This window comes from Corynebacterium sp. KPL1995 (assembly GCF_000477935.1).
Classification (GTDB): domain Bacteria; phylum Actinomycetota; class Actinomycetes; order Mycobacteriales; family Mycobacteriaceae; genus Corynebacterium; species Corynebacterium pseudodiphtheriticum.
This window is the reverse complement of the sequence record NZ_KI515715.1, coordinates 2285126-2309316: the sequence shown is the minus strand read 5'-3', so window position 1 is coordinate 2309316 and position 24191 is coordinate 2285126. Positions and strand designations below refer to the sequence as shown.

Annotated in this window: 20 protein-coding genes and 2 rRNA genes (1 of these 22 cut by a window edge); 13 read left to right on the top strand and 9 right to left on the bottom strand. The window is 53.6% G+C overall.

What is annotated here, in order from left to right; genetic code table 11:
• The 3 genes from HMPREF1292_RS10285 to HMPREF1292_RS10275 all read left to right on the top strand — a co-directional run.
• Positions 1-996, top strand: a 23S ribosomal RNA gene (locus HMPREF1292_RS10285) (it extends 2059 nt beyond the left edge of the window).
• 139 nt (positions 997-1135) lie between these two features.
• Positions 1136-1254: ribosomal RNA gene (gene rrf / locus HMPREF1292_RS10280) — 5S ribosomal RNA — on the top strand.
• Between the two features lie 212 nt (positions 1255-1466).
• Entirely contained in the window at positions 1467-2288 is an 822-nt protein-coding gene (locus HMPREF1292_RS10275; protein WP_021352197.1) for a sulfite exporter TauE/SafE family protein, read from the top strand.
• Between the two features lie 21 nt (positions 2289-2309).
• On the opposite strand, the gene HMPREF1292_RS10270 is transcribed toward HMPREF1292_RS10275, so the two are convergent.
• The 3 genes from HMPREF1292_RS10270 to HMPREF1292_RS10260 all read right to left on the bottom strand — a co-directional run bounded on the left by HMPREF1292_RS10270 (position 2310) and on the right by HMPREF1292_RS10260 (position 7797).
• Complete coding sequence (locus HMPREF1292_RS10270) at positions 2310-2960, bottom strand: DUF3239 domain-containing protein (protein WP_034646233.1); 651 nt, start codon at positions 2958-2960, stop codon at positions 2310-2312.
• A 111-nt stretch (positions 2961-3071) separates the two neighbouring features.
• Positions 3072-4742, bottom strand: a complete 1671-nt coding sequence (locus HMPREF1292_RS10265; protein ID WP_023019811.1) for a DNA repair helicase XPB — start codon at positions 4740-4742, stop codon at positions 3072-3074.
• 397 nt (positions 4743-5139) lie between these two features.
• Positions 5140-7797 (bottom strand): helicase-associated domain-containing protein, encoded by a 2658-nt coding sequence (locus tag HMPREF1292_RS10260; RefSeq protein WP_023019809.1) that lies wholly within the window; start codon positions 7795-7797, stop codon positions 5140-5142.
• An 80-nt stretch (positions 7798-7877) separates the two neighbouring features.
• Between HMPREF1292_RS10260 and HMPREF1292_RS10255 the strand changes: the two genes are divergently transcribed.
• Positions 7878-8060, top strand: coding sequence for a hypothetical protein (locus HMPREF1292_RS10255; protein ID WP_021352193.1), 183 nt, complete (start codon positions 7878-7880; stop codon positions 8058-8060).
• Positions 8061-8242: 182 nt separating this feature from the next.
• Here the strand turns inward: HMPREF1292_RS10255 and HMPREF1292_RS10250 are convergent, their stop codons facing one another.
• Entirely contained in the window at positions 8243-8914 is a 672-nt protein-coding gene (locus tag HMPREF1292_RS10250) for a resuscitation-promoting factor Rpf1 domain-containing protein (RefSeq protein ID WP_023019807.1), read from the bottom strand.
• A gap of 527 nt (positions 8915-9441) precedes the next feature.
• Between HMPREF1292_RS10250 and HMPREF1292_RS10245 the strand changes: the two genes are divergently transcribed.
• Complete coding sequence (locus tag HMPREF1292_RS10245) at positions 9442-9825, top strand: cold-shock protein (RefSeq protein WP_023019806.1); 384 nt, start codon at positions 9442-9444, stop codon at positions 9823-9825.
• A gap of 13 nt (positions 9826-9838) precedes the next feature.
• Here the strand turns inward: HMPREF1292_RS10245 and HMPREF1292_RS10240 are convergent, their stop codons facing one another.
• Together HMPREF1292_RS10240 and HMPREF1292_RS10235 are read right to left on the bottom strand one after the other, a co-directional pair.
• A complete protein-coding gene (locus HMPREF1292_RS10240; RefSeq protein WP_023019805.1) occupies positions 9839-10378 on the bottom strand; it encodes a DUF2771 domain-containing protein in 540 nt (179 codons plus the stop codon).
• 16 nt (positions 10379-10394) lie between these two features.
• Positions 10395-11369, bottom strand: a complete 975-nt coding sequence (locus HMPREF1292_RS10235; RefSeq protein WP_081703748.1) for a glutaminyl-peptide cyclotransferase — start codon at positions 11367-11369, stop codon at positions 10395-10397.
• Positions 11370-11491: 122 nt separating this feature from the next.
• Between HMPREF1292_RS10235 and HMPREF1292_RS10230 the strand changes: the two genes are divergently transcribed.
• Positions 11492-12970, top strand: a complete 1479-nt coding sequence (locus HMPREF1292_RS10230; protein ID WP_027017623.1) for an NCS2 family permease — start codon at positions 11492-11494, stop codon at positions 12968-12970.
• A 48-nt stretch (positions 12971-13018) separates the two neighbouring features.
• On the top strand, positions 13019-13954 hold the full coding sequence (locus HMPREF1292_RS10225; RefSeq protein WP_023019803.1) for an RNA methyltransferase: 936 nt from the start codon (positions 13019-13021) through the stop codon (positions 13952-13954).
• Positions 13955-13968: 14 nt separating this feature from the next.
• On the opposite strand, the gene HMPREF1292_RS10565 is transcribed toward HMPREF1292_RS10225, so the two are convergent.
• From HMPREF1292_RS10565 to serC, 3 genes are read right to left on the bottom strand one after another with little or no spacing between them, the layout of a single operon-like run.
• Positions 13969-14934, bottom strand: coding sequence for a hypothetical protein (locus HMPREF1292_RS10565; RefSeq protein WP_023019802.1), 966 nt, complete (start codon positions 14932-14934; stop codon positions 13969-13971).
• 48 nt (positions 14935-14982) lie between these two features.
• The gene (gene sepH / locus HMPREF1292_RS10560) at positions 14983-16404 is read right to left on the bottom strand and encodes a septation protein SepH (protein WP_023019801.1); all 1422 of its coding nucleotides are present in this window, start codon (positions 16402-16404) and stop codon (positions 14983-14985) included.
• 36 nt (positions 16405-16440) lie between these two features.
• Positions 16441-17574 (bottom strand): phosphoserine transaminase, encoded by a 1134-nt coding sequence (serC, locus tag HMPREF1292_RS10210; protein ID WP_023019800.1) that lies wholly within the window; start codon positions 17572-17574, stop codon positions 16441-16443.
• Between the two features lie 272 nt (positions 17575-17846).
• On the opposite strand from serC, the gene HMPREF1292_RS10205 reads away from it, so the two are divergent.
• The 6 genes from HMPREF1292_RS10205 to HMPREF1292_RS10180 all read left to right on the top strand — a co-directional run bounded on the left by HMPREF1292_RS10205 (position 17847) and on the right by HMPREF1292_RS10180 (position 24179).
• Complete coding sequence (locus tag HMPREF1292_RS10205; RefSeq protein WP_024272653.1) at positions 17847-19142, top strand: citrate synthase; 1296 nt, start codon at positions 17847-17849, stop codon at positions 19140-19142.
• Positions 19143-19341: 199 nt separating this feature from the next.
• Positions 19342-19710, top strand: coding sequence for an FKBP-type peptidyl-prolyl cis-trans isomerase (locus HMPREF1292_RS10200; RefSeq protein ID WP_021352181.1), 369 nt, complete (start codon positions 19342-19344; stop codon positions 19708-19710).
• An 80-nt stretch (positions 19711-19790) separates the two neighbouring features.
• Complete coding sequence (locus tag HMPREF1292_RS10195; RefSeq protein ID WP_336313998.1) at positions 19791-20654, top strand: aldo/keto reductase; 864 nt, start codon at positions 19791-19793, stop codon at positions 20652-20654.
• A gap of 398 nt (positions 20655-21052) precedes the next feature.
• A complete protein-coding gene (locus HMPREF1292_RS10190) occupies positions 21053-21394 on the top strand; it encodes a DUF485 domain-containing protein (protein ID WP_023019797.1) in 342 nt (113 codons plus the stop codon).
• A 3-nt stretch (positions 21395-21397) separates the two neighbouring features.
• Positions 21398-23086: a cation acetate symporter gene (locus tag HMPREF1292_RS10185; protein ID WP_023019796.1), complete on the top strand. Its 1689-nt coding sequence runs from the start codon at positions 21398-21400 to the stop codon at positions 23084-23086.
• Between the two features lie 100 nt (positions 23087-23186).
• Positions 23187-24179, top strand: coding sequence for a hypothetical protein (locus HMPREF1292_RS10180; RefSeq protein ID WP_023019795.1), 993 nt, complete (start codon positions 23187-23189; stop codon positions 24177-24179).
• The last annotated feature ends 12 nt before the right edge of the window (positions 24180-24191 follow it).

The window sequence follows — 24191 nt, the reverse complement described above, 5'->3', positions numbered from 1 at the left end:
CCCCAGTAAACGGCGGTGGTAACTATAACCATCCTAAGGTAGCGAAATTCCTTGTCGGGTAAGTTCCGACCTGCACGAATGGCGTAACGAGACCCCTGCTGTCTCAACCACAGGCCCGGTGAAATTGCAGTACGAGTAAAGATGCTCGTTACGCGCGGCAGGACGAAAAGACCCCGGGACCTTCACTATAGCTTGGTATTGGTGTTCGGTTTGGCTTGTGTAGGATAGGTGGGAGACTGTGAGGCATGCACGCTAGTGTGTGTGGAGTCGTTGTTGAAATACCACTCTGGCTTGATCGGATACCTTAACCTTGGCCCATGATCTGGGTTGGGGACAGTGCCTGGTGGGTAGTTTAACTGGGGCGGTTGCCTCCTAAAGAGTAACGGAGGCGCCCAAAGGTTTCCTCAGCCTGGTTGGCAATCAGGTTTTGAGTGTAAGTGCACAAGGAAGCTTGACTGTGAGAGTTACTGCTCGAGCAGGGACGAAAGTCGGGACTAGTGATCCGGCACCTACTTGTGGATGTGGTGTCGCTCAACGGATAAAAGGTACCCCGGGGATAACAGGCTGATCTTCCCCAAGAGTCCATATCGACGGGATGGTTTGGCACCTCGATGTCGGCTCGTCGCATCCTGGGGCTGGAGTAGGTCCCAAGGGTTGGGCTGTTCGCCCATTAAAGCGGCACGCGAGCTGGGTTCAGAACGTCGTGAGACAGTTCGGTCTCTATCCGCCGCGCGCGTAGAAACTTGAAAAAGGCTGTCCCTAGTACGAGAGGACCGGGATGGATACACCTCTAGTGTGCCAGTTGTCACGCCCGTGGCATGGCTGGTTGGCTACGTGTAGAAGGGATAACCGCTGAAAGCATCTAAGCGGGAAGCCTGTTTTGAGATGAGGTTTCGTTATTAGGTGCCCTAGAGACTATGGGGTTGATAGGCCAGATCTGGAAGCGTTGTAAGGCGTGGAGGTGACTGGTACTAATTCACCGAACTACTACAACATGCCGGTTTTTGGCTGGTGTTTTTCGTGAGAGATTAATTTTTGTTGTGCTTTGCGTCCACTATGCAGTGTTTGACACACCACGCCGTGTTTGTGTGGTTGACGGGCACATGATTTGTTTGTGTGTTGTCTGGTTGGTTGTGTCGGTGGTTGATAGCGGCAGGGAAACGCCCGGTCCCATTCCGAACCCGGAAGCTAAGCCTGCGTCGCGCTGATGGTACTGCACTCGGGAGGGTGTGGGAGAGTAGGTTGCTGCCGACACTGTATAATTTCATGTTTGGTTGTTTGTTTGGCCCGTGGTTGGGTGCACCTTGTTGGTGCATTCGACCACGGGCCACAAACATATCCACACCCAATTTGTTGAAGATATATTTCGCGGTGTGCTAGCTGAGTTGCTGTATGTCTCTAGAGTCTGTATCAGGTATTCTCAAACAAACCACAGACTATAACAGCTCTCACAACTAGGAGTTACCGTGGATCCACTATCTGGAATTCTTCTGCTTGTCATGGGCGTACTCGCAGGCATCATTAATTCTGCTGTTGGATCCGGTTCGCTCCTTACCCTCCCCGTATTGCTCGCGCTAGGAATTCCACCCGGAGTAGCAGTTCGCACCAACACTATTGGAATGATGTTTGCATCCTTCGGGACGGTATATGGATTTCGCCGTGAGATTGCGCGTGAACTCCCTTACCTAGCACCGATGGTCATCGCGACCGTGCTCTTTTCCGCCATTGGCTCGTTGCTGCTTTTAGGTGCTTCTGCGCGAGCCCTTGACTTTGTGATTCCAATTTTAATTATCTTTGCGCTAATCCTAGTCATATTCCAACCGCACATCGTACGGGGTCTTTCCCAGTGGAAAAACAGATCCAGCCATAGCAGTCGTCAAAACACAAACATTCCGCCACTGTACGAACCCATAGGTACGCAGTACCGCAAACCCGCCTTAATAGCCCCCATGGGTTTAGCAGCGATGTATGGCGGTTTCTTCACAGCCGCGCAAGGCATCATCTACATGGCAATCTTAGGTGTTGGCACCGGACGCTCCTTTAAAGACGTAAATCCAGCGAAAAATCTGCTATCGATGATCGTCAATGTCACCGCGGCCTTAGTTTATTTCGGAGCTTTTGTATTTTTCGGCGCTGACGTTCTTTGGTTTGGTGTATTGATTCTGGCGATTGGCGGTTTAGCCGGTGGGGTACTTGGGGCACGGATCGCTAAGAAAGTTTCTAATCGCGTTCTCAAAGGCGTTATTGTGCTTGTGGCCGTTGTCGCGTTGGTACGCCAGTTTATTTAGGTTCTTGACCGTTGCGGCCGCTTAATCCAGGTGCAATAAATCCATCCGCGTTTTCTGCACGTCTTCTAGCCTCTCTATATTTTTTTGCAGCTTTGCCCATTGCTCATGTGGGATTGAGGTTCTCGCGACACGTACCACCTCCGGGTCCGGTGTGCCCCAAGCAATTGGCATCGGGCTAATCTGTGCCCAAGTATCCGGACCTGAAGAATTACGCTGCAAACGCCCCGTGACTGCTGCGACCGGAATCTGCGCGCCCTTCTTTTTGTGCTCCAGACCGGGAATATTGGAGACCGTCCGTAGCGCCAGAGCGGGGCGTGGTTCCGCATTCGGATCGGTGGCTGAATTCACCAGCGCCATGATCACCATGTCTCTCTCATTGACTTTTGCGATTACCGCCGGTGCTAATGGGTAACGGTCATACAGCTGCTGTGCTGTGCCTACCTTTCTCGAGCCTGCGACGCCGACTATCGCCATCATTATGCCGAATAAGCCTAAACCGAGCCCCACAGTAATGCTCCATATAGGTTGCACGAATACCGCAACGAGGATTCCAGCGATGAGCAGTAATCCGCCGAGCAACAACCCAGATACCAATAGCCGCCGCGAATCCCGCAACATTTCGTTATGCTGTTTCGCGAAAGCCTCGTCGACGTCGAATTTGAATACCTTCATTTTCATGGCTTACTCCTTAAAATGCTCGTCTTTGGAGGACGGACTGGCTTGTGCCGTCAGGTGTGCGGAGGGGTAAATAAATTTATAGCTGCAGTTGGGCTAGAAACTGCCTTAATCTTCCAGCATTCCTAAGCTTGGAATGTCGTCTGCGTCGACTAACCTGTAGGCATAGCCCTGTTCAGCTAAGAATCGCTGCCGGTGCAGCGCGAAAGTTGCATCGACAGTATCTCGGGTGACCACCGTGTAAAAATAGGCAATTTCGCCGGTAGATTTCGGCCGCAACAACCTGCCTAGCCGTTGGGCTTCCTCTTGCCGGGAACCAAACGTACCCGACACCTGGACAACGACGGCGGTGTCCGGCAGATCGATTGAAAAATTCGCTACCTTTGATACCACCAAGGTTGTAATTTCACCCGTGCGGAATTGCGCAAATAGTTTTTCTCGTTTAGCCGCAGACGTTCGCCCATCAATGAGTGGGGCTCCGGTGCGTCGAGCGAGGGTTTGTAATTGATCAAGGTATGCACCAATCAATAAAGTCTGCTTGCCGGAATGTTTGTTGAGGATCTTGTCGACGACCTCGAATTTTACCTGCGAGCAAGCTGCCAGGCGGTAGCGATCTTTCGACGAGGCAGTCGCATACTCCATTTTTTCGCTACTCGGCATATCCGCGCGGACTTCGATGCACTCTGCGGTGGCAATAAAACCCTGGGATTCTAATTCTTTCCATGGGGCGTCGTACCGCTTGGGGCCGATTAATGAGAAGACATCGCCTTCGCGGCCGTCCTCCCGGATTAAGGTTGCTGTTAGTCCTAAACGCCGCCTTGATTGTAGGTCCGCAGACATTCGGAATACCGGTGCTGGCAGCAGATGTACTTCGTCATAGATGATTAATCCCCAATCCCGCGAATCAAATAACTCTAGTGCACGATATTCCCCCTTCGTCTTGCGGGTGACCACCTGATACGTGGCGATAGTAACCGGCTTGATTTCCTTCTTTTCGCCTGAATACTCGCCGATTTCTGCGGGCTGCAGGCTGGTACGCCGGATAAGCTCATCGCGCCACTGGCGCCCAGCGATCGTGCTGGTTACTAGAATTAAAGTCGTCGCCTGGGCTTTCGCCATTGTTGCCGCGCCTACCATCGTTTTCCCTGCGCCACATGGCAGTACCACTATGCCTGATCCGCCTTCCCAGAATGATTCGGTGGCGTAACTCTGGTAATCACGCAGTTGCCAGTCGACGGTTTCTGTGGATAAAGAAATTGGGTGTGCTTCGCCGTCCACGTAACCCGCAAGATCCTCGACGGGCCAGCCGACTTTCAGTAATTCTTGTTTGAGCCGTCCACGCTCTGAAGGTGGGACTGAAAACGTGTCATCATCAATGCGCGCTCCGAGCATTCCGGCAATGGTGCGGTGCCGGGAGACCTCTTCGAGTACGGTTCGCTCGGTGGTTTCTAGAATGAGCCCCTGGGTGGGGTGATTTTGTAGCCGTAAGCGACCATAGCGCGACATCGTTTCAGCGGTATCAACCAGCAGTGATTGCGGAACCGGAAATTTTGAGTAAGTTTCCAGCACATCGACTACCTGCTCAGCATCAAAGCCGGCGGCACGCGCATTCCACAAAGCCAAGGGGGTAATTCGGTAGGTATGTACATGTTCGGGAGCTTTCTCTAATTCCGCAAAAGGCGAGAGCGCAGCCCGTGCGGCATCTGCTTGCGGGTGGGAAATTTCAAGCAAACAGGTTTTATCTGATTGCACGATCAACGGGCCATCGCCAAAAGACACGAATGTTGCTCCTTTCTCGAACATACAGTCTTTTCTATGGTACTAGCCTGCGAGAAGTGCTGGGCTGCGGCGGATCAGATGGTTTCTAATAGACCGGCAACTAGCATCACCGTTACGCACGGGTTAATGTGCAACCAAGCCGTAGTAAAAGTTCGATGCGAGTAGCAGTGCATAGTCTGAGGGAGGAAAACAATGCCAGGAGTGTTCGATGCAGTTGTCGAGTGCCAACGCTGCCACCACGTAGGGTTTGCCGATCCAGCACAGGGCTGCGCCGAGTGCGGATATGACAAAGTCTCTATCTTGGTGGCTTAATTTTTCTTGTTCTTCGGGCGCAAGCTCGGTGACTTTAGCAGTGCTGTTCTGGAGCTTAGTCCGTGAGCAGTTATTCCGGAACCAACTAGTCCGAGCTAGCGATATCGACGATCCGGTGTAACGGGATCCGTCGCACGGCCCCGTCCTCGGCGACGCTGATATCGACGTTGCCGCCAAAAATTGACAATACAGTGGCTCGGACTTGTTGACGCTGTCCGGATTTATTGGCGTAGCCAACCGTGACAGTTCGGCCGCTGCGTTGAGCAAACTCCACCGTATTGCTGATTTCCGCGGTCGAAGTGGCAGACATCGGGCTCATCGGTGTTGGTGCCACCGGCTCTTCTGTGGGTGATGTGCTTGATTCCGTTGATCCTTGGAGGGATTTCGAAGAAGCGGACGTGGTTTCGTCGGCGGAAGAAGTTGCAGAAGCACCACCGTCTCCTGTCCGCAGCTTGTCGACGAGACTAGCAATCCGTGTAGCATCCGCGCGTGGAGCCGATGCCGCCTTAATGCGTGGCTGTGGCACCCGAGCGGGGCTGTTCCGGATGTCGACTCCATGTCCGTTGCTGTCCTCTGCTATCGCGTAAAAACTGTGCTCTGATAGCAGCTGCACGACTGATGCCACTGGTCTTTGTGAAATCAGCACGGTAGGAGCAATGCGATGGACGGCAATTTCTGCAGCAACCGCGGAATGCTCTAGCAGGTCTAGCGTTTCCGGATCTTCACAGCGTAGGTAAGACACTGCGGGACCAGTGCGTAAACCACCATGATGGCGGGCAAGTTCATGAATCACCGAGATTATGGAATCTGGCACTGTCGTCAAGCTGTGGGCATGCAAAAAATTAATTATTTGTTTGCCAGAGCGCCCCGCATCCAGTCCGCGGCGTATGGATGATTCTGCTATCCGATACAGACTGGCTAAACCTGGCGATTCCAGATCTGCGATCAGTTCCAGTTCAGTGCGCACCGCATTCTCCAGCGGCCCGGGACACATGATCGTGAAATCAGCTTGTACGATGAATTCACTTATCGCCGTCGGGCAGAGCTCGCGGGTTGCAACCACTACCGCATCGTCGGGATCTTTCGTCCCGGAAGTTTTCTGGTCCTGGGGGTCTAGCTGTGCAGCTGAGGGGGCGCTGTTCTCGGCGTAGTCGTCGGCAAGCAGAGCCACCGCGGGGCGACTCAGGCGGCCATTACTGATGGCACCGACCCATTCTGCTTCCCGTAGCAACGGGGTGAGGTGTACCTGGGAGTGCGGGGTGATCAACTTGGGGTAGAGAAATAGTAGATCCTGCCACAGTTCCGGTTCGCTCACGGATCCCTGGGCACTGCTGCGTACAAGGCCTTGTAAAACAAGTCGACGAGAAAACGCTAGGCGATGTTGACTAAATTCCGGGTGCAACAGCCTATGATGGCCGTCTGCACGGGATGATTGCGCGGTTGTGCTGCTGGTATCCGGTAGTAAACCCCACCATGCCCAAGGTGAGTTGATCCACCCGCGCAACAACATTGCCCATCTGGTTGCTAAATCAGATTCCTGCCAGTCATCGGCGCGGCGGGTGGGGGCTAAGTAATTGCCTTCACCTGCGGTAGGCAATGGTTTCGGCTCTCCCGTGCCGAGCAATCCGGCGCTGTAGGCGAGCGCGACCGCACGATAGACATTGGCGGTCGTGAAGTCTAGCTGCTGCGCAAGCAGTTTGCTGCTGCGTTGCCCGAGACCACCGTTTTTCAGCATGGGTACTGGGCTTGTGCCCAAGTACTCAAGCAAGCTGGAGACTGCCCGGCAAGCTTCCAATCCGGCTGCGGTGGCGCTGGAATCTGTGCTGTCCTGTGCGGACTCGGAGAAATTTGGCTTGGGTCCGGAAAGATAATGCGCAAGACAAGCAGCGTCGTCATCCCATAAGCGGGAAGAGATTCGTGAGGAAGGCAACAACTGCAGATCGGTGGCTGGCAAACCGCTGAGGATCCGATTCACTGTGAGTGGTAGTGAGACGGTGGAGTCGGCGACCACGCGGAGTACTCCGGCACTGATCATTTGCGTGATCGGGTGTTCCGGATCGGTGCTTTGCGCGTGCTTCGTGGTACCGAGACCGCCACCAGCGTGGATGCGACGCAGGATTTCTTGATGTTTCGCAGGTAGCTTGTCGACGACGTCGCTGGGCAACGATGGCTGGTGCAATAAACGATCACGCTGGTTTAACAGCGTGTTTATGCGTGCGGGCACCCACAGTTGCTGCGTTGTGCCATCTGTATCTGCGGCAGAGCTGTTCTTTGCCACCGGATAGGGAAATACCAGCGCGCGGTCGTGCAAGTGCAGTAGTACTTGTGAGAGTAGGTCGGGACCTGTGTCTTCGCTGTTCTGGGCCGGCTTGTCGACGCCAGCGCTGCTGCGTGTATCGGGAGCAGAAGCGTCGGCAAGCGATAGCTGTTTCTGGTGGGCATGGCGTAGCTGGGTGTCTGCTAGCTCCGCGACTAACTTCGTGTGCGTTACCGGTTTCGTATGTGCCCCGGCTGCTAGGAGCGCTTCGATGACCGCTAGCTCAATGGAGTTACACTGCTCGAGTGCTCGCGCTAACGATGCCGGGAGTAGTAGCCTGTGGGCTAGTGTGTGCAGATCGTTTGGCTGCGGTATCGCGGTATCGGAGCGGGCTTGTAAAACTTTGGTGAGCTGGGATTTTGTCCGGGTGCGTAGCCATTGTTCGATAAGCGGCGCAGGCGAGTGAGTGATTGGGTGATCAGCCATAGTACTGCTAGATTTTACTCCGCTAAGTGCTGCGGGGGTCCCGCTTACTTTTTGCGGGAATTTTTGGCACAATGAGGTTTATGGCAAACGTAGAAAAAATCAACCCCGCATGGCCGACTCACCTGGAAGACGGTGATCACCCGGTCACTGAGTTACATTCGAAATTGACCGGCGCTTCCAGCCCATTCGGCGATGATCTGGTGCTGCCGATTCCTGCCGAAAAGTTGAACTACGTGCACCCGTATACGCGCATTAACAAATAATTAGTCAGCACGGTTCGCGCCTACATTGTGTGCTCGCAGCTGTGCCAGTTTATAGATGGCAAAGACCGTCAGTCCTAACTTCGCTAGGACTGACGGTCTTCATCTATCGCTGTCGTTATGGCGTAGGCCAAGCAGCCAAATGGCGGCTGTGGCCAAATCTTCGCGTTTTTTTTGGGGGGGGGCTAGCGCAGGTTCAGGATGGAATCGATGGCTCCGGCGTTAGCTTGGTAGAAAGACTCCAGGCTTGGGGCGCCAGCGATAGCGCCTTTAGCCTGTGCTAATGCGTGTTGGTAAGCGTCTGCAATTGGTGCAGGAATTGCCAAGCCGTAGTTGGCCAAAGCGGCTTCGATGCGCTGGTAGAGGTCATCGATAGCTTGGAATTCATTGCCCCCAGTTGGGGCAGCGGCTGCGCGCTGGCCAGCGTACTGTGCCGGCTGAGCTGGTGCCGGTGCAGGAGCTGCCGCAGCACCGTTTGGTGCGCGGTCCAAGTTAGGAGCAGAGTTCAGACCGAGCTTGGCTGAGCACGCTGGCCATGCTCCCCAGCCTTGTCCAGCCAAGGTGCGCTCTGCGACCCAGATTTGCTGGGATTTTGTGGCCTGGTGCGCAGCGGGGGCGAACTGTCCACCGCCGAATGCGTGCCAGGTGGAATTGGTGAACTGCAGGCCACCGGAGAAACCGTTTCCTGTGTTGATGGACCAGTTGCCGTTGGCCTCACACTCGGCCAAACGATCCCAGTCTGAGATTGGGGCAGCGTTGGCAGCTGGGCTGAACAGTGCAGCGGAAGCGCCAACTGCGGCGGTGGCTGCTGCAAGTTTGGTCATGCGCTTGTTCTTTACGTTGCTGTGGCGTCCCATTGGATTTCTCCTTGTGCCGCATACTAAACCCGGGTGTAACGATTGTTGCACTGATCGTGTTGCACTGATCGTACCGGTCGTGTCGCGCCCTGTTCGGGTTTGTAGTGCGGTCTTGTTTGTGGCAGGTGCGCGATGGTGACCGTGTGCCTGCTTAGAAAGCCTAGCGATTTATAACGAATGTGTCACGCTTTGGCGCAAATATGGACACGAGATCGTGAAACATGTGGTGAAAGTTAATTGAATCGCCTGAAAGCTGCAGGTAATGAATGTGTGTGAAGTATCCCATAGTGTTTTGCTGCTTGGGTGCCCTTGCAGGTTGTCTTTGACGGCTTGTCGTTATCACAGACCTGTAACCTGCGGGCAAGATCACCTTGGCAAAAGGTTGGTGGGCTAAAAGCATGCCGGATATAATGGAGCCTTTACGCTCACTAGCTGGCGCATGGAGAAATTTTAGAACCTGAACATGCAGGCGGCGTGAACGCGCAACAACGGTAAACAACACAACAACTGTGAAGGTGGTGACGATCGTGCCGATCGGAAAAGTGAAATGGTACGACGCAAAAAAGGGGTTCGGGTTTGCTTCTAACCCAGGTGAAGACGATGTTTTCGTCGGCAAGAACGTGCTTCCTAATGGCGTCGATGAACTTCTGCCAGGGCAGCGCATTGAATTCGACTTCGCAGCCGGCCGGAGGGGGCCACAAGCGCTCCGCGTAAAAGTACTCGACAATCCACGGCGCAAAGCTGGTATCGCTCGCAAACCGGAAGAACTACACTCGCTGGTTTCTGATGTTATGACGGTGCTGGAAAGCCAGGTGCAGCCGGCTTTGGAAGATGGCCGCTACCCCGACCGCAAGACTGGGCGTCAGGTTTCGGAGATCTTGCGTGCTATTGCAAAGGATCTGGACGCTTAACAGCCCCCACAGCCTACTGCTCCGGTGCTGGTTTTTGTGCTGCTTCTTCATCCAGCGTGGAGATTGACCAGACAACCGAATATGGGGTCTCTTCGCCGGCATCATCGGTGCCAACTAGAACCGTAGAAATTTCCACGACGAGTAGGCGGGCGTCTTCGGACGTGCCGGGAATTTCTACGGAATCGGTGTCATAGGCGCCGTGAAAAATTTGATCGTTGGCGGTGGGGTCATCGTAGATGCGCAGTACCCGCCAGTCCGAGCTATAAACTTCCTCCGGAATGTCGATGTGCAGGGTTTCATTTGCGTCGACAAGCAGCCCGTCGACCTGCCCCTCTGGGCATTCTTCACCTAATTCGCAGACCAGATACGGGCTAATTTCAGCCTCACGATCACCGACGCTGGCATGGAGCGTGATCTCATGCGGATCTGCGCTTGGTCGGTTCTTCCACCAATTTTGGAAAACTAACGCAGCAACCGCAACCACCACGACCGCGACGATGAGTACCAACACCTGGATCAGCGATTTTCGCTTCGCTTCTTTACGGGTAGCCATGCCCCAAGTTTACTTTTCACTGGTGTGGGTTTTGTGCAACGGGCACAAACTCAACCTCATATAAATCCGGCCACCGCTTACCAGCCAGAAAGAAATGGCTACTCTTTTCGTGGAAAGCAATTCCGTTGAGTACGTGATTAGGGTCTGGGGCTGCATTGTTGTCTAGCTCGGAAGCATCAATCACCGCATCAACTTCGCCTGTATCCGCCGAAAACCGAATGATCTCATCAGACAAAAATATATTCGCGTAGACGGAATCACCTACGCATTCCAACTCATTAATCTTGCCGACGGGAACACCACCGGCAGTTACACGTAACTCCCTTCCGATCAGCGGTTCAAAAGTTTCCGGATCCCGCTTGGTAATGGTATCCGAGCCATCGGAAACCAGTAGCTCTCCTTCGCGGGCACAGATGCCCCAGCCCTCGCCGTCATATTGGGCGCGTCCAATTTCTTGCAAAGTTTGTGGATCGCGCTGAATTGCCTCACCAGCCTGCCAGGTTAACTGCCAAATAGAATTTCCACTGTGAGTAGTAGTTATGCCCTCGCCGAAAAATTCGTCGGCAAGCTCAGCTTGTTCGGTGATCTCATGTGAGGCTAAGTCGGCACGATAAATACGCGATTGCCCCCATTGTCCGGTGCCTACTAATAAGGAACCGTTGTCGTCGAATTCTAAACCTTGTGTAAAGGATTCGGTGGAAAATGGGTAGACGGCAAAGACTTGGGGGACCAAACGCTCTATCGAGCTAGCAGCTAGTGAATCTTGGAGAATTGACTCCTGGGACGGCTGGTTTGCAGTCGTCACCGCGGGGGATGTCTCTCCAGAGGTTTTCTTGGTTTGGTTTCTAGGGCTGTCATCGGAGGTACTGCAGCTTGCTGCCAACATGATTGCAGTAATGCTTAGTGCCACCGCGGAGCGTCGGTGCCGTGAAAATATTTTCCGGTGCTGACCACGCTGGGCGTCAGCTGTAAATATCGTAAGGGGACCCATGTCGTTTATTGTGCCGTATGTGGTTCATAATGGGGGACATGACAAGACCGCCTTCACAACCAGCGCACTCTGCTACAGGTCAGAACGCAGATACTGCAGCAGGTAAGAACCAGCACAACGCGATGGGGCAATCCACAGCCAATACAGCTAATACGCAGACTGAGCGTGGGTTCCTGGATCGCTATTTCCACATCAGCGAACGTGGCTCCACGGTCCCAGGCGAAATTCGCGCCGGGGTCGTGACCTTCTTCGCGATGGCCTACATCATTATTTTGAATCCACTGATTTTGGGGACTACCGAAGATGTGGAGGGCAATGTCCTCGGCATTCCACAGGTAGCTGCAGTTACCGCATTGGCCGCGGGTGTGATGACGATCCTGTTCGGTATCATTGCGAAGTATCCGTTCGGGTTCGCCGCGGGGCTAGGCATCAACACTTTGGTTGCCGTCACCCTGGTGATGGGAGAAGGTCTCACCTGGCCACAAGCAATGGGCTTAGTGGTTATCGACGGAATCATCATTGTTATTTTGGCGGTTACAGGCTTCCGCGAAGCCGTATTCCATGCCATTCCCGCTGCTATGAAATCGGCAATTGGTGTGGGCATTGGTTTGTTCATCACCATGATCGGCATGGTGGATGCCGGTTTCGTGCGCCGTATTCCGGATGCTGCTGGCACCACCGTTCCGGTGCAGCTCGGCATTGACGGGTCCATCGCTAGTTGGCCCACCTTAGTTTTCATCATTGGTCTGCTGATCTGTGGCTTTATGATGGTCCGCGGAATTCGTGGTGGCTTGTTTATCGGCATCGTCGCCACCACCGTTATTGCCGTGATCGTTGAGGCCATCGCTGAAGCGGGGCCATCGGTGGATGATGCAGGAGAGTCGCACCCCACTGGCTGGAATCTTGCGGTCCCTGCCGTCCCGGATTCGTTGGGTGGTATGCCTGATTTATCTTTGGTGGGCGCTATTGATCTAGTCGGAGCGTTTACGGAAGTAGGCGCGCTGGCCGCTACGCTGCTGGTATTCGCCCTAGTGTTGGCAAATTTCTTCGATGCAATGGGAACCATGACTGCACTGGGCAAACAAGGCAAACTCGTTGATGATGCAGGTAACCTGCCGAATCTGAAAAAGGCTTTGGTAGTTGAAGGCTTTGGTGCCGTGCTTGGTGGCGCGACTTCGTCGTCGTCGAATACGGTTTATGCTGATTCTGCCGCCGGTGTTGCTGATGGTGCGCGTACTGGCTTGGCTAATGTTGTCACCGGTTTGCTGTTTTTGGCCGCGATGTTTTTGACTCCGCTGTATGAGATTGTGCCAATGGAGGCTGCTGCGCCAGTCCTCGTTGTCGTTGGTGTGTTGATGATGGGGCAGGTGAAGGACATTGATTGGGACAAATTCCATATTGCGCTGCCTTCGTTCTTGACGATCCTCGTGATGCCATTTACGTATTCCATTGTCAACGGCATCGGTGTTGGTGTCATAGCCTTTACGATGATGAGCTTATTTGCAGGTAAAGCGCAGAAAACTCACTGGATCATGTGGCTGCTGTCCGGGCTATTTGTGGTCTTTTTTGCAATCGAACCATTGCGCGCCATCGTCGGCTAGCGCTTAATACGAACCCTGCAGGACGCTGTTGCGAGGTACCATCTGTTTATGTTGGAACCCCAAGTCCCGCAGGTGATAACGCTTGCCGACGCGCAAGTAGACGATCCTCGTTTAGCTGACATCCGCCAGCTCAACCATCCGCGCCTGCGCCCGGACCGCCAGCCCCGGTTGGAGCTTGATTCATCTGGCGACTATATTCCGGCATCCCGGCCGTCGGTAATTCTTGCCGACGGCGCGCTCCCAATTGCTCGGATGTGCGGTACCGATTCAGCGGTGACCCCGGCCGCTATTTTCGGGCGTGCCGAAAAACTACAGAAATTCGCCACTGATTATCCGGAGCAGTGGAGCAGAATTGCGCAGTTAGGCATTCCGGTTTATGAATTACCGGCAGTATTACTGCGCGATGTTGTTGGCTTCGAGCTGCACCGTGGATTGCTGGCAGTTGCGCTGCGACCGGACAGCGTAGAACTGGGCACAAAATCGGCAGAAGAGATTCTCGCGCCTGCCCGCACTATCGTGGTGTTAGAAGGTGTTGGCGATCCAGACAATATCGGCGCGATTTATCGCTCTGCTGCCTCATTAGGAGCAGATGCGTTAGTTTTTGGTGCGGGTTGTGGTGACCTCTGGGATCGTCGCGTAATTCGGGTATCCATGGGGCAAGCGCTGCGAGTTCCCAGCGTGCGTATACCAGGTGGTTTCAGTAACTGGCATCATGGTTTAATTGATCTGCGTAATCAAGGGTTTTATGTCACTGCGTTGAGTCCGGGGGCACAGGCAGTGCAATTACGTGATGCATTAGTGGGACCCAGCGGTAACAGGCGTGAAAAAGTGGCGCTGTTGCTTGGAGCGGAAGGTCCTGGACTGACTCCGCATGCAATGAACGCCGCCGATGCTTGCGCGGTTATTCCGATGGCTGCAGGGGCTGATTCACTCAATGTTGCGGTGACTGCAGCCTGCTGTCTCTACGAGCGCTGGCGCGGTTAACTATGGTTTTTGAATCAGGAATCGCGGTCGAGGTGGCGCAAGTGCTCCCGGAGCTTAGCCCAACCGGTCTGTGTTTGCTTTGCCGCAGCTTTCGTTAGCTTGCCGACGATGCGCGCGGTGGTTGTCGCACCAGTCATAAATGTGCCGGTGATGGAAGACTGCGCATTTTGTGCTGCGTGATCTTCGTAGTCATCGTAGTTCTGCGTGCTCGAGCTTTCTGCGCCAGCGGTAGATCCTTCGTTTTTGCGAACACTCGGTTTTGTAGCAGATAGGGAGTGTGCGCCTCCGTGATGGCCTCGGGCAAATTTTGGTTCTGGGCGGCCGTCCAATGCGAATCCGACCACGTCAATATCTGGCCCTTCGGAAGAAAAATCCACACCCAGCCAGGCCTTGTGTGCGTCGGCAAGTAAATCTTCTGGGGCAAAAGGCAAGGCGATGCCGCCTAACTGTGGGCTGCGCTGTCCAGCCCACAGGGGCGCTTCGAAGCCGTCAGGCAGGCCTTCGTTTTCGAAAGTTGCGTAACGGGTGGCAGTGAGACTGCGGTAGAGCTCGCCGTCGTGCCAGTGTGCGATGCCACCGAAACCGGTTTCGCTGTTAAAAGCAAACGCGTAGATGTCGGAAGCTGGTAAGGAAGCGCGCAGCTGGGGGGATAACTGAGACAGCTGTAATGCGTCATCAATGATCGTTTGCACTACCGTGATTCCGGGGTAGGCACCGATATAAAATTCCTCGGCAGATACTTGTGCTGAACGGTTCAGCGGAAATTGTCCAAGCAGCGTAATCGGTGCAGATGGATACATCTGCGCGAGGTACTTTCTGCCAAAACCTCGGTCGGCAACGGGGCAATGCGAAAGAATATCCCCAGGTTGCTCCGCGGTATCGAGAAACCAAATGGTGACGACGGCGGAGCGGTCTTCCGGTTGCGAACCATCAGAAAGAGGATCCGGCGTGCCTGGATGGCGGGGCTCATACTGTGTCATTGGGGGTCACCTTCGGTGCAAAAGTTAATGAGTCAACGCTGAGCGTGATTAGCGGCGTGGTCGTTTGGTGTTGGCACGTACGCCGAGCAATACATCTTCCCAATGCGGGGTTGTTGCTTTGCGACGGCGTTTTTTCGGTGTGTCTGTTTCAGGATGTTGCAAGAATTCCTCGCCCTCTGTTTCTTTGGCTTCTTTAGCAGAGGTAGCGCGTTTGGAATCTTCACGGGGCTTATCGGTGGTATCAGTGACGACGGGAATGTCGTCGCGGGTGTCTTTGTTGTCCTCGTCGTCTGCCGAATTTTCCACAGCGTTGCGGGAGGTATCTGCGGTCTGCAGTGGATGTGAGGATCCGCGCTTGCGTTTTTTGTGTGCAGCTAATTCATCGTCCTCGAGAGGATCACCGGAGATGATGCCGTCGAATCCTGCGTTAAAGGCATCGCGGGCATTCTCGTCTACCCGCTGTGTACGCGTTAAGGAAGTCACTGAACGCACCGGTTGGATAAAGTCCGGGTCCACTAAATCTGCGGCTACAGAGTTGCGGGGTTCGACGGTGTCTGCCGAAGTAGGGTGGCGGTGGAACAACCATTGCGCGGAATTCTGCGATAACCCAGCTGTCCAGGTGACTTCGATTGTCCATGGCTCACCGTTTACGCTTCGGTGCGCGTCCCAGTGGGAGTCTGCCAGCGAATGTCCGCGTGCGGCGAAAGCAGTGGCCAGGACCTCCCACAGGCTAAGACGATCCGGGCCGCCGTCGCGTACTGGGTGGGCTTGTTTGGCGAGTTCTGCGATACGTTCGCGTTCTAGAACTACCGGATGTGCGAAAGGTTCTACGCGGGATATGTCTACGCCCATTTCGTCGGCAAGTTCTTGTGCACTGGCACCGGCACGAATGCGCTGTTGGATTTGATTCGGGCGCATCGACATTGGTTGGTTGCGGGAACGGTCACGGTCGGGCATGCCACTGCCAGCTGAAGAACCAGTGGGAACCACGTGCGGCACCTGCGGCTTCGATTGTCCCTGGCCCGGGGTCGAATTGGCATGTTGCTGGCTTTCGTGGCTGTTTTGCGCGGCAGAATCTTGCTGCTCTGCGGTGTCAGGAACCGCGGTTAGGTTTGCAGCACCAGCGTCGGCACCGGCACCAGCACCGGCGTTGTTGGCAGTATCGTTTTCTGCTGGTGCTGGTTGCTCGTCATTTTGCCCTTGCCCGGTTGTCGTGTTGCGCCCGGTTGTCGCGTTGTCCTGCGAGCGTTCGTTTTGCGCGTTAGAGGCGGTTGGGTCTGTTTGGTCGATAATCGTTACAGAAGAACCAGCGGAATCAGATGCACCAGCAGCTTGCGATTGTGTTTTATGTACGCCTAAAGCACGTAGCAACTCATCGCTGACTGGAAGCTCGAAACTCTGACCAGACTCGTCGCTTAAGTACAAAACAGAGGCACGCGGGTCGTGGCCTTTGAATGCTAACTGGTGCATACCTGACTCCTTAGTGTGCAGTAGCTGCAGAGAATCCTACCGGTTCTCACTACCGTTATCGAGAATATAATCGATAGCGCGGGTGAGGACAGAGATGTCGCCGGGCTCAATTGCCGGGAACATGCCGACGCGCAGTTGGTTTCGTCCAAGTTTGCGGTATGGCTCCACATCCACGATGCCGTTGTTGCGCAAATTTTTTGCCAGTTGTGCTGCGTCAACGGAGTCATCGAAATCGATCGTGCCGACGACGAGAGAGCGGGCATCTTCTTCGCCAACGAACGGGGTGGTTTCTTTTCGCTGGGTTGCCCAGTCATACAGAATTCGCGCAGATTCTTGGGTGCGATTTACCATGCCAGCTAAACCACCGTTGGCGTTCATCCATTTGATCTGTGCATCAAGCATGAGCAGCGTGGCGACAGCCGGTGTGTTGTAGGTTTGGTTTTTCCGTGAATTATCGACAGCTGTCTGCAAGTCCAAAAATGCGGGGATGAAGCGCCCAGATTCTTTGATTTCCTTGATGCGTTCGATCGCGGCGGGGGAGACGATGGCACACCACAGCCCGCCATCGGAAGCGAAACACTTCTGCGGTGAGAAATAGTAGACGTCGGTTTGCGCAATGTCGACAGCGAGACCTCCGGCGCCAGAGGTGGCGTCTACGACGACGAGTGCATCGCTATTTTCCGGCCGGGTTACGGGCACCATTGCGCCGGTAGAGGTTTCGTTATGCGCCCATGCGATGACATCGCAATCTTCCATGTCTTGTGGCTCGGGAGCGCGGCCGGGCTCTTCTTTGATGATGGTGGGCTCATCCAGCCAGGGGGCCAGCTGTGATGCCTTGGCAAACTTCGCGGAAAACTCCCCGAAGCTTAGGTGGCCAGACTTGTTCTTGATCAATCCGTAGGTTGCGGCATCCCAAAAGGCTGTCGCGCCACCAACAGACATGATGACTTCGTATCCTTCTGGGATGTTGAACAGCTTGGCTAACCCTTCGCGGATACTCCCAACCACATTCTTTACCGCCGGTTGTCGGTGAGAAGTGCCGATAATATTGTTGGCTCCGTCGACGACGGCTTGGATCTGGTGTGGCTGAACCTTGGATGGGCCACAGCCGAAGCGTCCATCAGAAGGGATTAAATGCTCGGGCAAAGTGAGTTGGTTCGCAGAATCCATGTCCAACAATGGCCTTTCCTGATAACGACGGCGTATTCAGTCACGTCTAGCAAGATCTAGCGTGCTCTATTCACTATATGCTGTGAAGAACTCAGACGTGGGTAGGGGCTGGAGTTTTGGGCCACTAGAGCGGAAAGAATGTTGATGGCGTCACATAGTTTGGTAGTATGAGTGTCACCAGGATGCGGCTCACATTGACCGTGTCCACCGTAGGTGAGTCGTTTTCCGTATCATCGAACATTGCGATTCAACCAATTAGCGAAAGGTTCATTGTGGCTTCTGACAATAATGACAAGGCTGTACTTCACTACCCTGGTGGTGAGTACGAACTGCCAATCGTTAAAGCAACTGAGGGCAACTCAGGTCTTAGCCTGGGGAAGATGCTCGGCGAAACGGGGTATGTAACTTACGATCCGGGCTATGTATCTACAGGTTCGACTGAATCTAAAATCACCTTTATTGATGGTGATGAAGGAATTTTGCGCCACCGTGGTTACGACATTGCGGACTTGGCTAACAACTGTAGCTTCAATGAAGTTGCTTATCTGCTGATTAAGGGCGAGCTGCCGAACAAAGAGCAACTCGATTCCTGGAATGATGATATTCTGCGCCACACTTTGTTGGATGAGGATTTCAAGGCGCAGTTCAATATCTTCCCGAGGGATGCACACCCAATGGCAGTGTTGGCATCTTCCGTTAACATTCTGTCGACCTATTACCAAAATGAGCTGAACCCACTGGACGAAAAACAGCTGGACAAGGCTACCATTCGCCTGTTGGCTAAGGTTCCTATGCTGGCCGCATATGCATACCGGGCTTCGCAGGGTAAGCCGTACATGTACCCAGATAACTCTCTGGATCCAGCCTCGAACTTCCTGCGCATGATGTTTGGCTACCCAACCGAGAAGTACGACGTAGACCCAGTCTTGGCTAAGGCGCTGGATAAGCTGCTCATTCTGCACGCTGATCACGAGCAAAACTGTTCTACTTCCACCGTACGTATGGTTGGTTCGGCGCAGGCCAACATGTTTGTTTCGATCGCTGGCGGTATTAACGCTTTGTCTGGCCCATTGCACGGTGGTGCCAACCAGGCCGTTCTGGAGATGTTGGATGACATTCAGAACAACCACGATGGTGATGCAACTGAGTTCATGAACCGCGTGAAGAACAAGGAAAAGGGCGTTCGCCTGATGGGCTTCGGTCACCGCGTGTACAAGAACTACGACCCACGCGCAGCCATCGTCAAAGAATCCGCACATGAGATTCTGGAGCACTTGGGCGGCGATCCAATGCTGGATTTGGCTATGAAGCTTGAGGAAATTGCTCTTAACGACGATTACTTCGTTGAGCGTAAGCTGTATCCGAACGTCGACTTCTACACCGGCCTGATTTATCGCGCCATGGGCTTCCCAACGGACTTCTTTACCGTTCTGTTTGCCATGGGTCGTCTGCCGGGATGGATCGCCCAGTACCGTGAACAGTTGACTGAGCAGACGAAGATTAACCGTCCGCGTCAGATTTACACCGGTGAGAGCCGTCGTGACGTCCCATCACTGGATCAGCGCTAAACCTTCTGCGTGTGGCAGGCGCGTCATTCCTGGCTAACGCCTGCTAAACGCCTAGGCTGGATCTAGTTCCGCTAGGTCCAGCTTTTTTGGCTGCCGCTTTCCATCGTTGAAAGGTATCAGCACATCCGCTGTATAGAGCAGTGCTGACTATTCCGGTCAGCGAGAAGATATTTCCCAGTTTGCAAGGAGAATTATGGCAATGGAAAAACCCGAGATTCAAGAGTTTTCGGGCCCAGCACCGGGTGATCTCGTTTCCGAGGACATCGTTGTTGGAGACGGACACGAGGCAAAGCCGGGATGCTTTGTTGAGGTGCACTACGTCGGAGTCGATTACGAAACCGGCCAGGAATTCGACTCTTCCTGGGATCGTGGGCAGTCCATTGAATTCCCGTTGCAGGGTCTGATTGCCGGGTGGCAAGAAGGCATTCCTGGTATGAAGGTTGGTGGCCGCCGCCAACTGATCATTCCGCCAGACAAAGCTTATGGGCCTGCAGGCGGTGGGCACCCTCTGTCTGGCCGCACTTTGGTTTTCATGATCGATTTGTTGTCAGTCAACGAAGAAAATTAAATTAACAGGTACGCGTGAGGCGCCGGGGATCGCAGTTGCGATCTCGGCGCCTTTTTGCGTTCGCTGGCATTATGGGAACTATGTCTAATCCACAGCCTATGCCGACTTTTGATTTGAATGATTCCGCCAGCATGCCGCAACTCGGTTTGGGGACCTACAAAATTTCTCCAGACAAAGTTGAGTCAATCGTGCGGACAGCTATCGAACTTGGCTACCGACATTTTGATACCGCACGAATTTACGACAATGAAGAAGCCGTCGGGCGAGCTTTAAACGATGCTATTAAAGCTGGTGATGTTACTCGTGAAGAACTGTATGTTGTCAGCAAACTTTGGCACGACCAACACGGTAAGGCAGAAGCAAAACAAGGTTTTAGCGATTCATTACGCAGACTGGACGTTGGCTACCTCGATAATTTCTTAATCCATTGGCCGTACCCTCAGGGCGGCAAATACGTCGAAACCTGGGAATCGCTCTTAGAGATTAGCGAGACTGATGAACTAGTTTCCGCAGGTGTCGCGAATTTCAATGCAGAACACCTCGAGAAGTTGGTTGCAGCGACTGGCAGTGCGCCCAGCCTCAATCAGATTGAATTACACCCAGGCTTTCATCAGCCAGAGCAGCTCGCTGCAAATCAGAAAATTGGTACCAGGGTAGAAGCGTGGTCGCCATTAGCTCGTGGTATTGTCTTGCAAAACCCACAGTTGGAAATGATTGCTGAACGCGTTGGGGCGTCCGTGGCCCAAGTTGTACTGCGCTATCTGTTGGACAAAGAGATATCTGTCGTGCCAAAGGCCTCGTCCCGTGAACGGTTGGCAGAAAATGCTGGCGCGATCGATCTACGGCTTCTGCCAGAAGATACGACAACCATTGATGCCCTAGCGGGCATGCCCGGTTTCGGTCGAATCTTCGGTGATCCTGCTACGTTCCCGGATCAGGCATAGAGCTTTTAGTGTACGGCACGGGGGGCTTTAAGCTTTCAGCGTACGGGGGGGATTTCGACATTAGCTCGGCTTTTATTCTGCGAAGGCTGGGTAGCAGCATTCCTGCGAACTCAGCTCTGTCACAGAAAGTTTGGTCACATGGTGGTGTGGTCTATCTGTATGAATGCTTCACGGGGGATGGTCTGAAAATTGATTCCTGCAGGTAGATATATCCAACGGGGGTAATTTCCTTCATGAAACCTTCCTGTGATGGGGGCCAAGTTATTCCGGTCACTGTAAGCAAGGTAACATGTACTTCGCACCAAAGTCTTGCCCGTATTCATGCGCGGGCAGTGTTTCACAGTGAAGTGAACAGGAATGTGACGTGGAAACGTCGCCCAGAAGTAATAGGAGAGATTATGGCAGGAGCTCCTTCCAATAACCCCCGGCGTAAAGCTACGTCTGAAGAATTTATTGCGATGAGCAAATCAGAAGAATTTGCCGATCTTAAAACCCGTTTCCGCGGGTTTACGTTCCCCGCGATTATTCTCGCTCTGTTGTGGTTTTTCGCATACCTCGTGGTCGCCACGTTCTTCCCAGAAGCCATGGCCCTTGAGGTTGGCGGCGGCTTCAACATCGGGCTGGTGCTTGGCATTGCCCAATTTGTTACGACGTTCATGATCACCTGGATGTATGTGAAATTTGCTAATAAAAACCTGGAGCCGCGTCAGTCGGCCATCCGTGAGAAAATGGAGGGCTAAGCTATGTTTTCCGCTTCGCTTGCACAGGCAAGTACAAACGTGACCACCGTAGCCCAGGCAGCAGCTGAACAGGGCCTTGATGCGGGTAACCCGTTGATCAATATTGCCGTTTTTGCCGGCTTTATCATCGTCACCATGGCGATCGTGACGCGCGCTGGTAAGACCACTTCAGAAGCTTCCGACTTTTATACTGGTGGTGGACAGTTCTCCGGACGCCAAAACGGTTTGGCGATTTCGGGTGATTACCTATCTGCGGCGTCATTCCTCGGCATTGTCGGCGCAATCGCATTGTATGGCTACGACGGATTCTTGTATTCCATCGGTTTCTTCGTAGCATGGTTGTTTGCGTTGTTGCTGGTTGCTGAACCAATGCGTAACGTGGGTCGATTCACCATGGCCGACGTACTTTCGTTCCGGTTACGGCAAAAACCTGTCCGTCTGGCCGCTGCTATCGCCACAGTATTCGTTTCGCTGTTCTACTTGGTTGCGCAGATGGCTGGTGCCGGTTCACTGGTTTCGGTTCTTCTTGGACTGGATCAAAAAGTGTGGCAGTACATTACCGTCGGTATCGTCGGTGCGGTTATGACCGCATACGTGCTAATCGGCGGAATGAAGGGCACAACCTATGTGCAGATGATTAAAGCTGTTTTGCTGGTTACTGCTGTAGTTGTCATGATTATCTTGACCTTTATCGCTGCTGGTGGTGGCTTCACCACGCTGTTTGATCAGGCAATAGAAACCCACCGTAACTCTGCATTCCTGGCCGAACGCGCCTATGAGGCGGAAGACATCATGAAACCAGGTTTGAAATATGGTTCGGATATTTGGACGCAGTTGGACTTCATTTCATTGGGTGTTTCACTGCTCTTCGGTGTTGGTGGCCTGCCACACGTGCTGATGCGTTTCTACACCGTTCCTACTGCGGTCGAGGCGCGTCGCTCAGTGACCTGGGCTATTGTCATTATCGGCTCGTTCTATCTGATGACCTTGGTTCTGGGTTACGGAGCGGCGGCACTGGTTGGCCCGGATATCATCGTTGCCGCCCCAGGTGGCGCAAATGCGGCTGCACCACTGCTGGCCCTTGAATTGATGGGACCAATCTTTATGGCCGTCGTTGCCGCGGTGGCATTCGCAACAGTGCTTGCGGTCGTGGCAGGTTTGACGATTACGGCATCCGCTTCGGTGGCTCACGATATTTATGACGCGGTGCTTCGCGACGGTGAGGCATCGGAAGAATCCCAGGTTCGTATTTCCCGCATCACTGTGATCGTGCTTGGAATTGCCTCGGTTATCCTGGGTATCTTGGCGATGGAGCAGAACGTGGCTTTCTTGGTTTCGTTGGCCTTCGCTATTGCAGCCTCCGCAAACTTGCCGACGATCCTGTACTCGTTGTACTGGCGCAAATTCAATACCACCGGTGCTATCGCGTCGATGTACACCGGTCTAATCGGTTCCCTGTTGTTGATTTTCTTCTCGCCAGCCGTTTCTGGCACCGAATCTTCGATGGTGCCGGGCGCAGACTGGGCAATCTTCCCACTGACTTCTCCGGGTCTGGTTTCCATTCCACTGGCCTTCCTGGCTGGTTACTTGGGTACCGTGCTCTCTAAGCCGGACAACCTTGACCATTTGGCAGCAGAAATGGAAGTTCGTTCGATGACAGGCGTAGGTGTGGAAGCGCCAGTTGATCATTAAAGCTGCTCGCAGCGAACTAGCTAGTGACTGCTAGCTCTCCACAGAAATCCCTTAGCGTAGGTTAACGTTAAGGGATTTTGCTTTTGTAGGATATGTATTTGTGACGCGCTCAAAAGATTTCGGAAACACAGGTTCCACCTCATCGACGCCGCAGGTTTCAGCCGTTCAGTCTGGTTCTGGACTGCTCGGGATTAAGGTTTTGAGTTGGGGCCTCTTAACATCGGCAGTGGCGGTGATCGTCGCTGTGGCGTTCGTTGGCTCCCATAGCGGAATGAGTGCTTCGCATCTGTCGGTCAGCCCGAACGGAGAATTATCTGATGCCCGAGCTTCCATCGCTCGAAGTGGGCATGACGTTGCTAAAACCAGGGACAACGATTCCGCAAGTTTTGGGTCAGGTGAAGAAAAAGCAGAGCCAGCTTCCGGGGGGTCGAAGAAGGCTAATCGTTCTGAACTAACTGAGGGCAGCAATATCTTGCGTCCGAAGAAAATTGATTTCGTGGAAAATCAACAGGGTAGCCAGTTCACGTTGTATCGATTTTCTGATAATTCCAAGCTTGGCAGCACCAGCGATCGCATGGCGCGCCCGGCCTTATCCTTGGTGAAACTGTTTATAGCGGAATATGTCCTAGAAAATGGCGATGAATCAGATAGAAAGCTTGTCGACGCTATGATTACCGAATCGAGTGATGCGGCGGCCGACAAGCTGTGGGCGCAATATCCGGAATCCATCGACGAAGTTGCAGAAGACTATCGATTGTTTTCGACGCGAGCCGGCACCAAGTGGGGTTTTTCTGTCACGTCTACCTACGACGTAGTCAGCTTCATCGCACAAATCAAAGATGAAGATCCGAAACATCCACTGCTAGAGATGATGAAACGTACGGTCCCCGTGGCAGCTGACGGGTATGAGCAGGATTTTGGTACCGCCAAGTTGCCTGGAGTGCAAGGGACGAAATGGGGCTGGTCGGACGATCGCAGCCTGCATTCCTCGGTCTCGTTCGGTAAAGATTTTGTAGCTGCTGCCGCAATCACCGGTAGCGCAGATGACCTCTCCGAAATCGCTGAGAAACAGTTTATTCCGTATCTGAAATAACGCTGTTTGCCC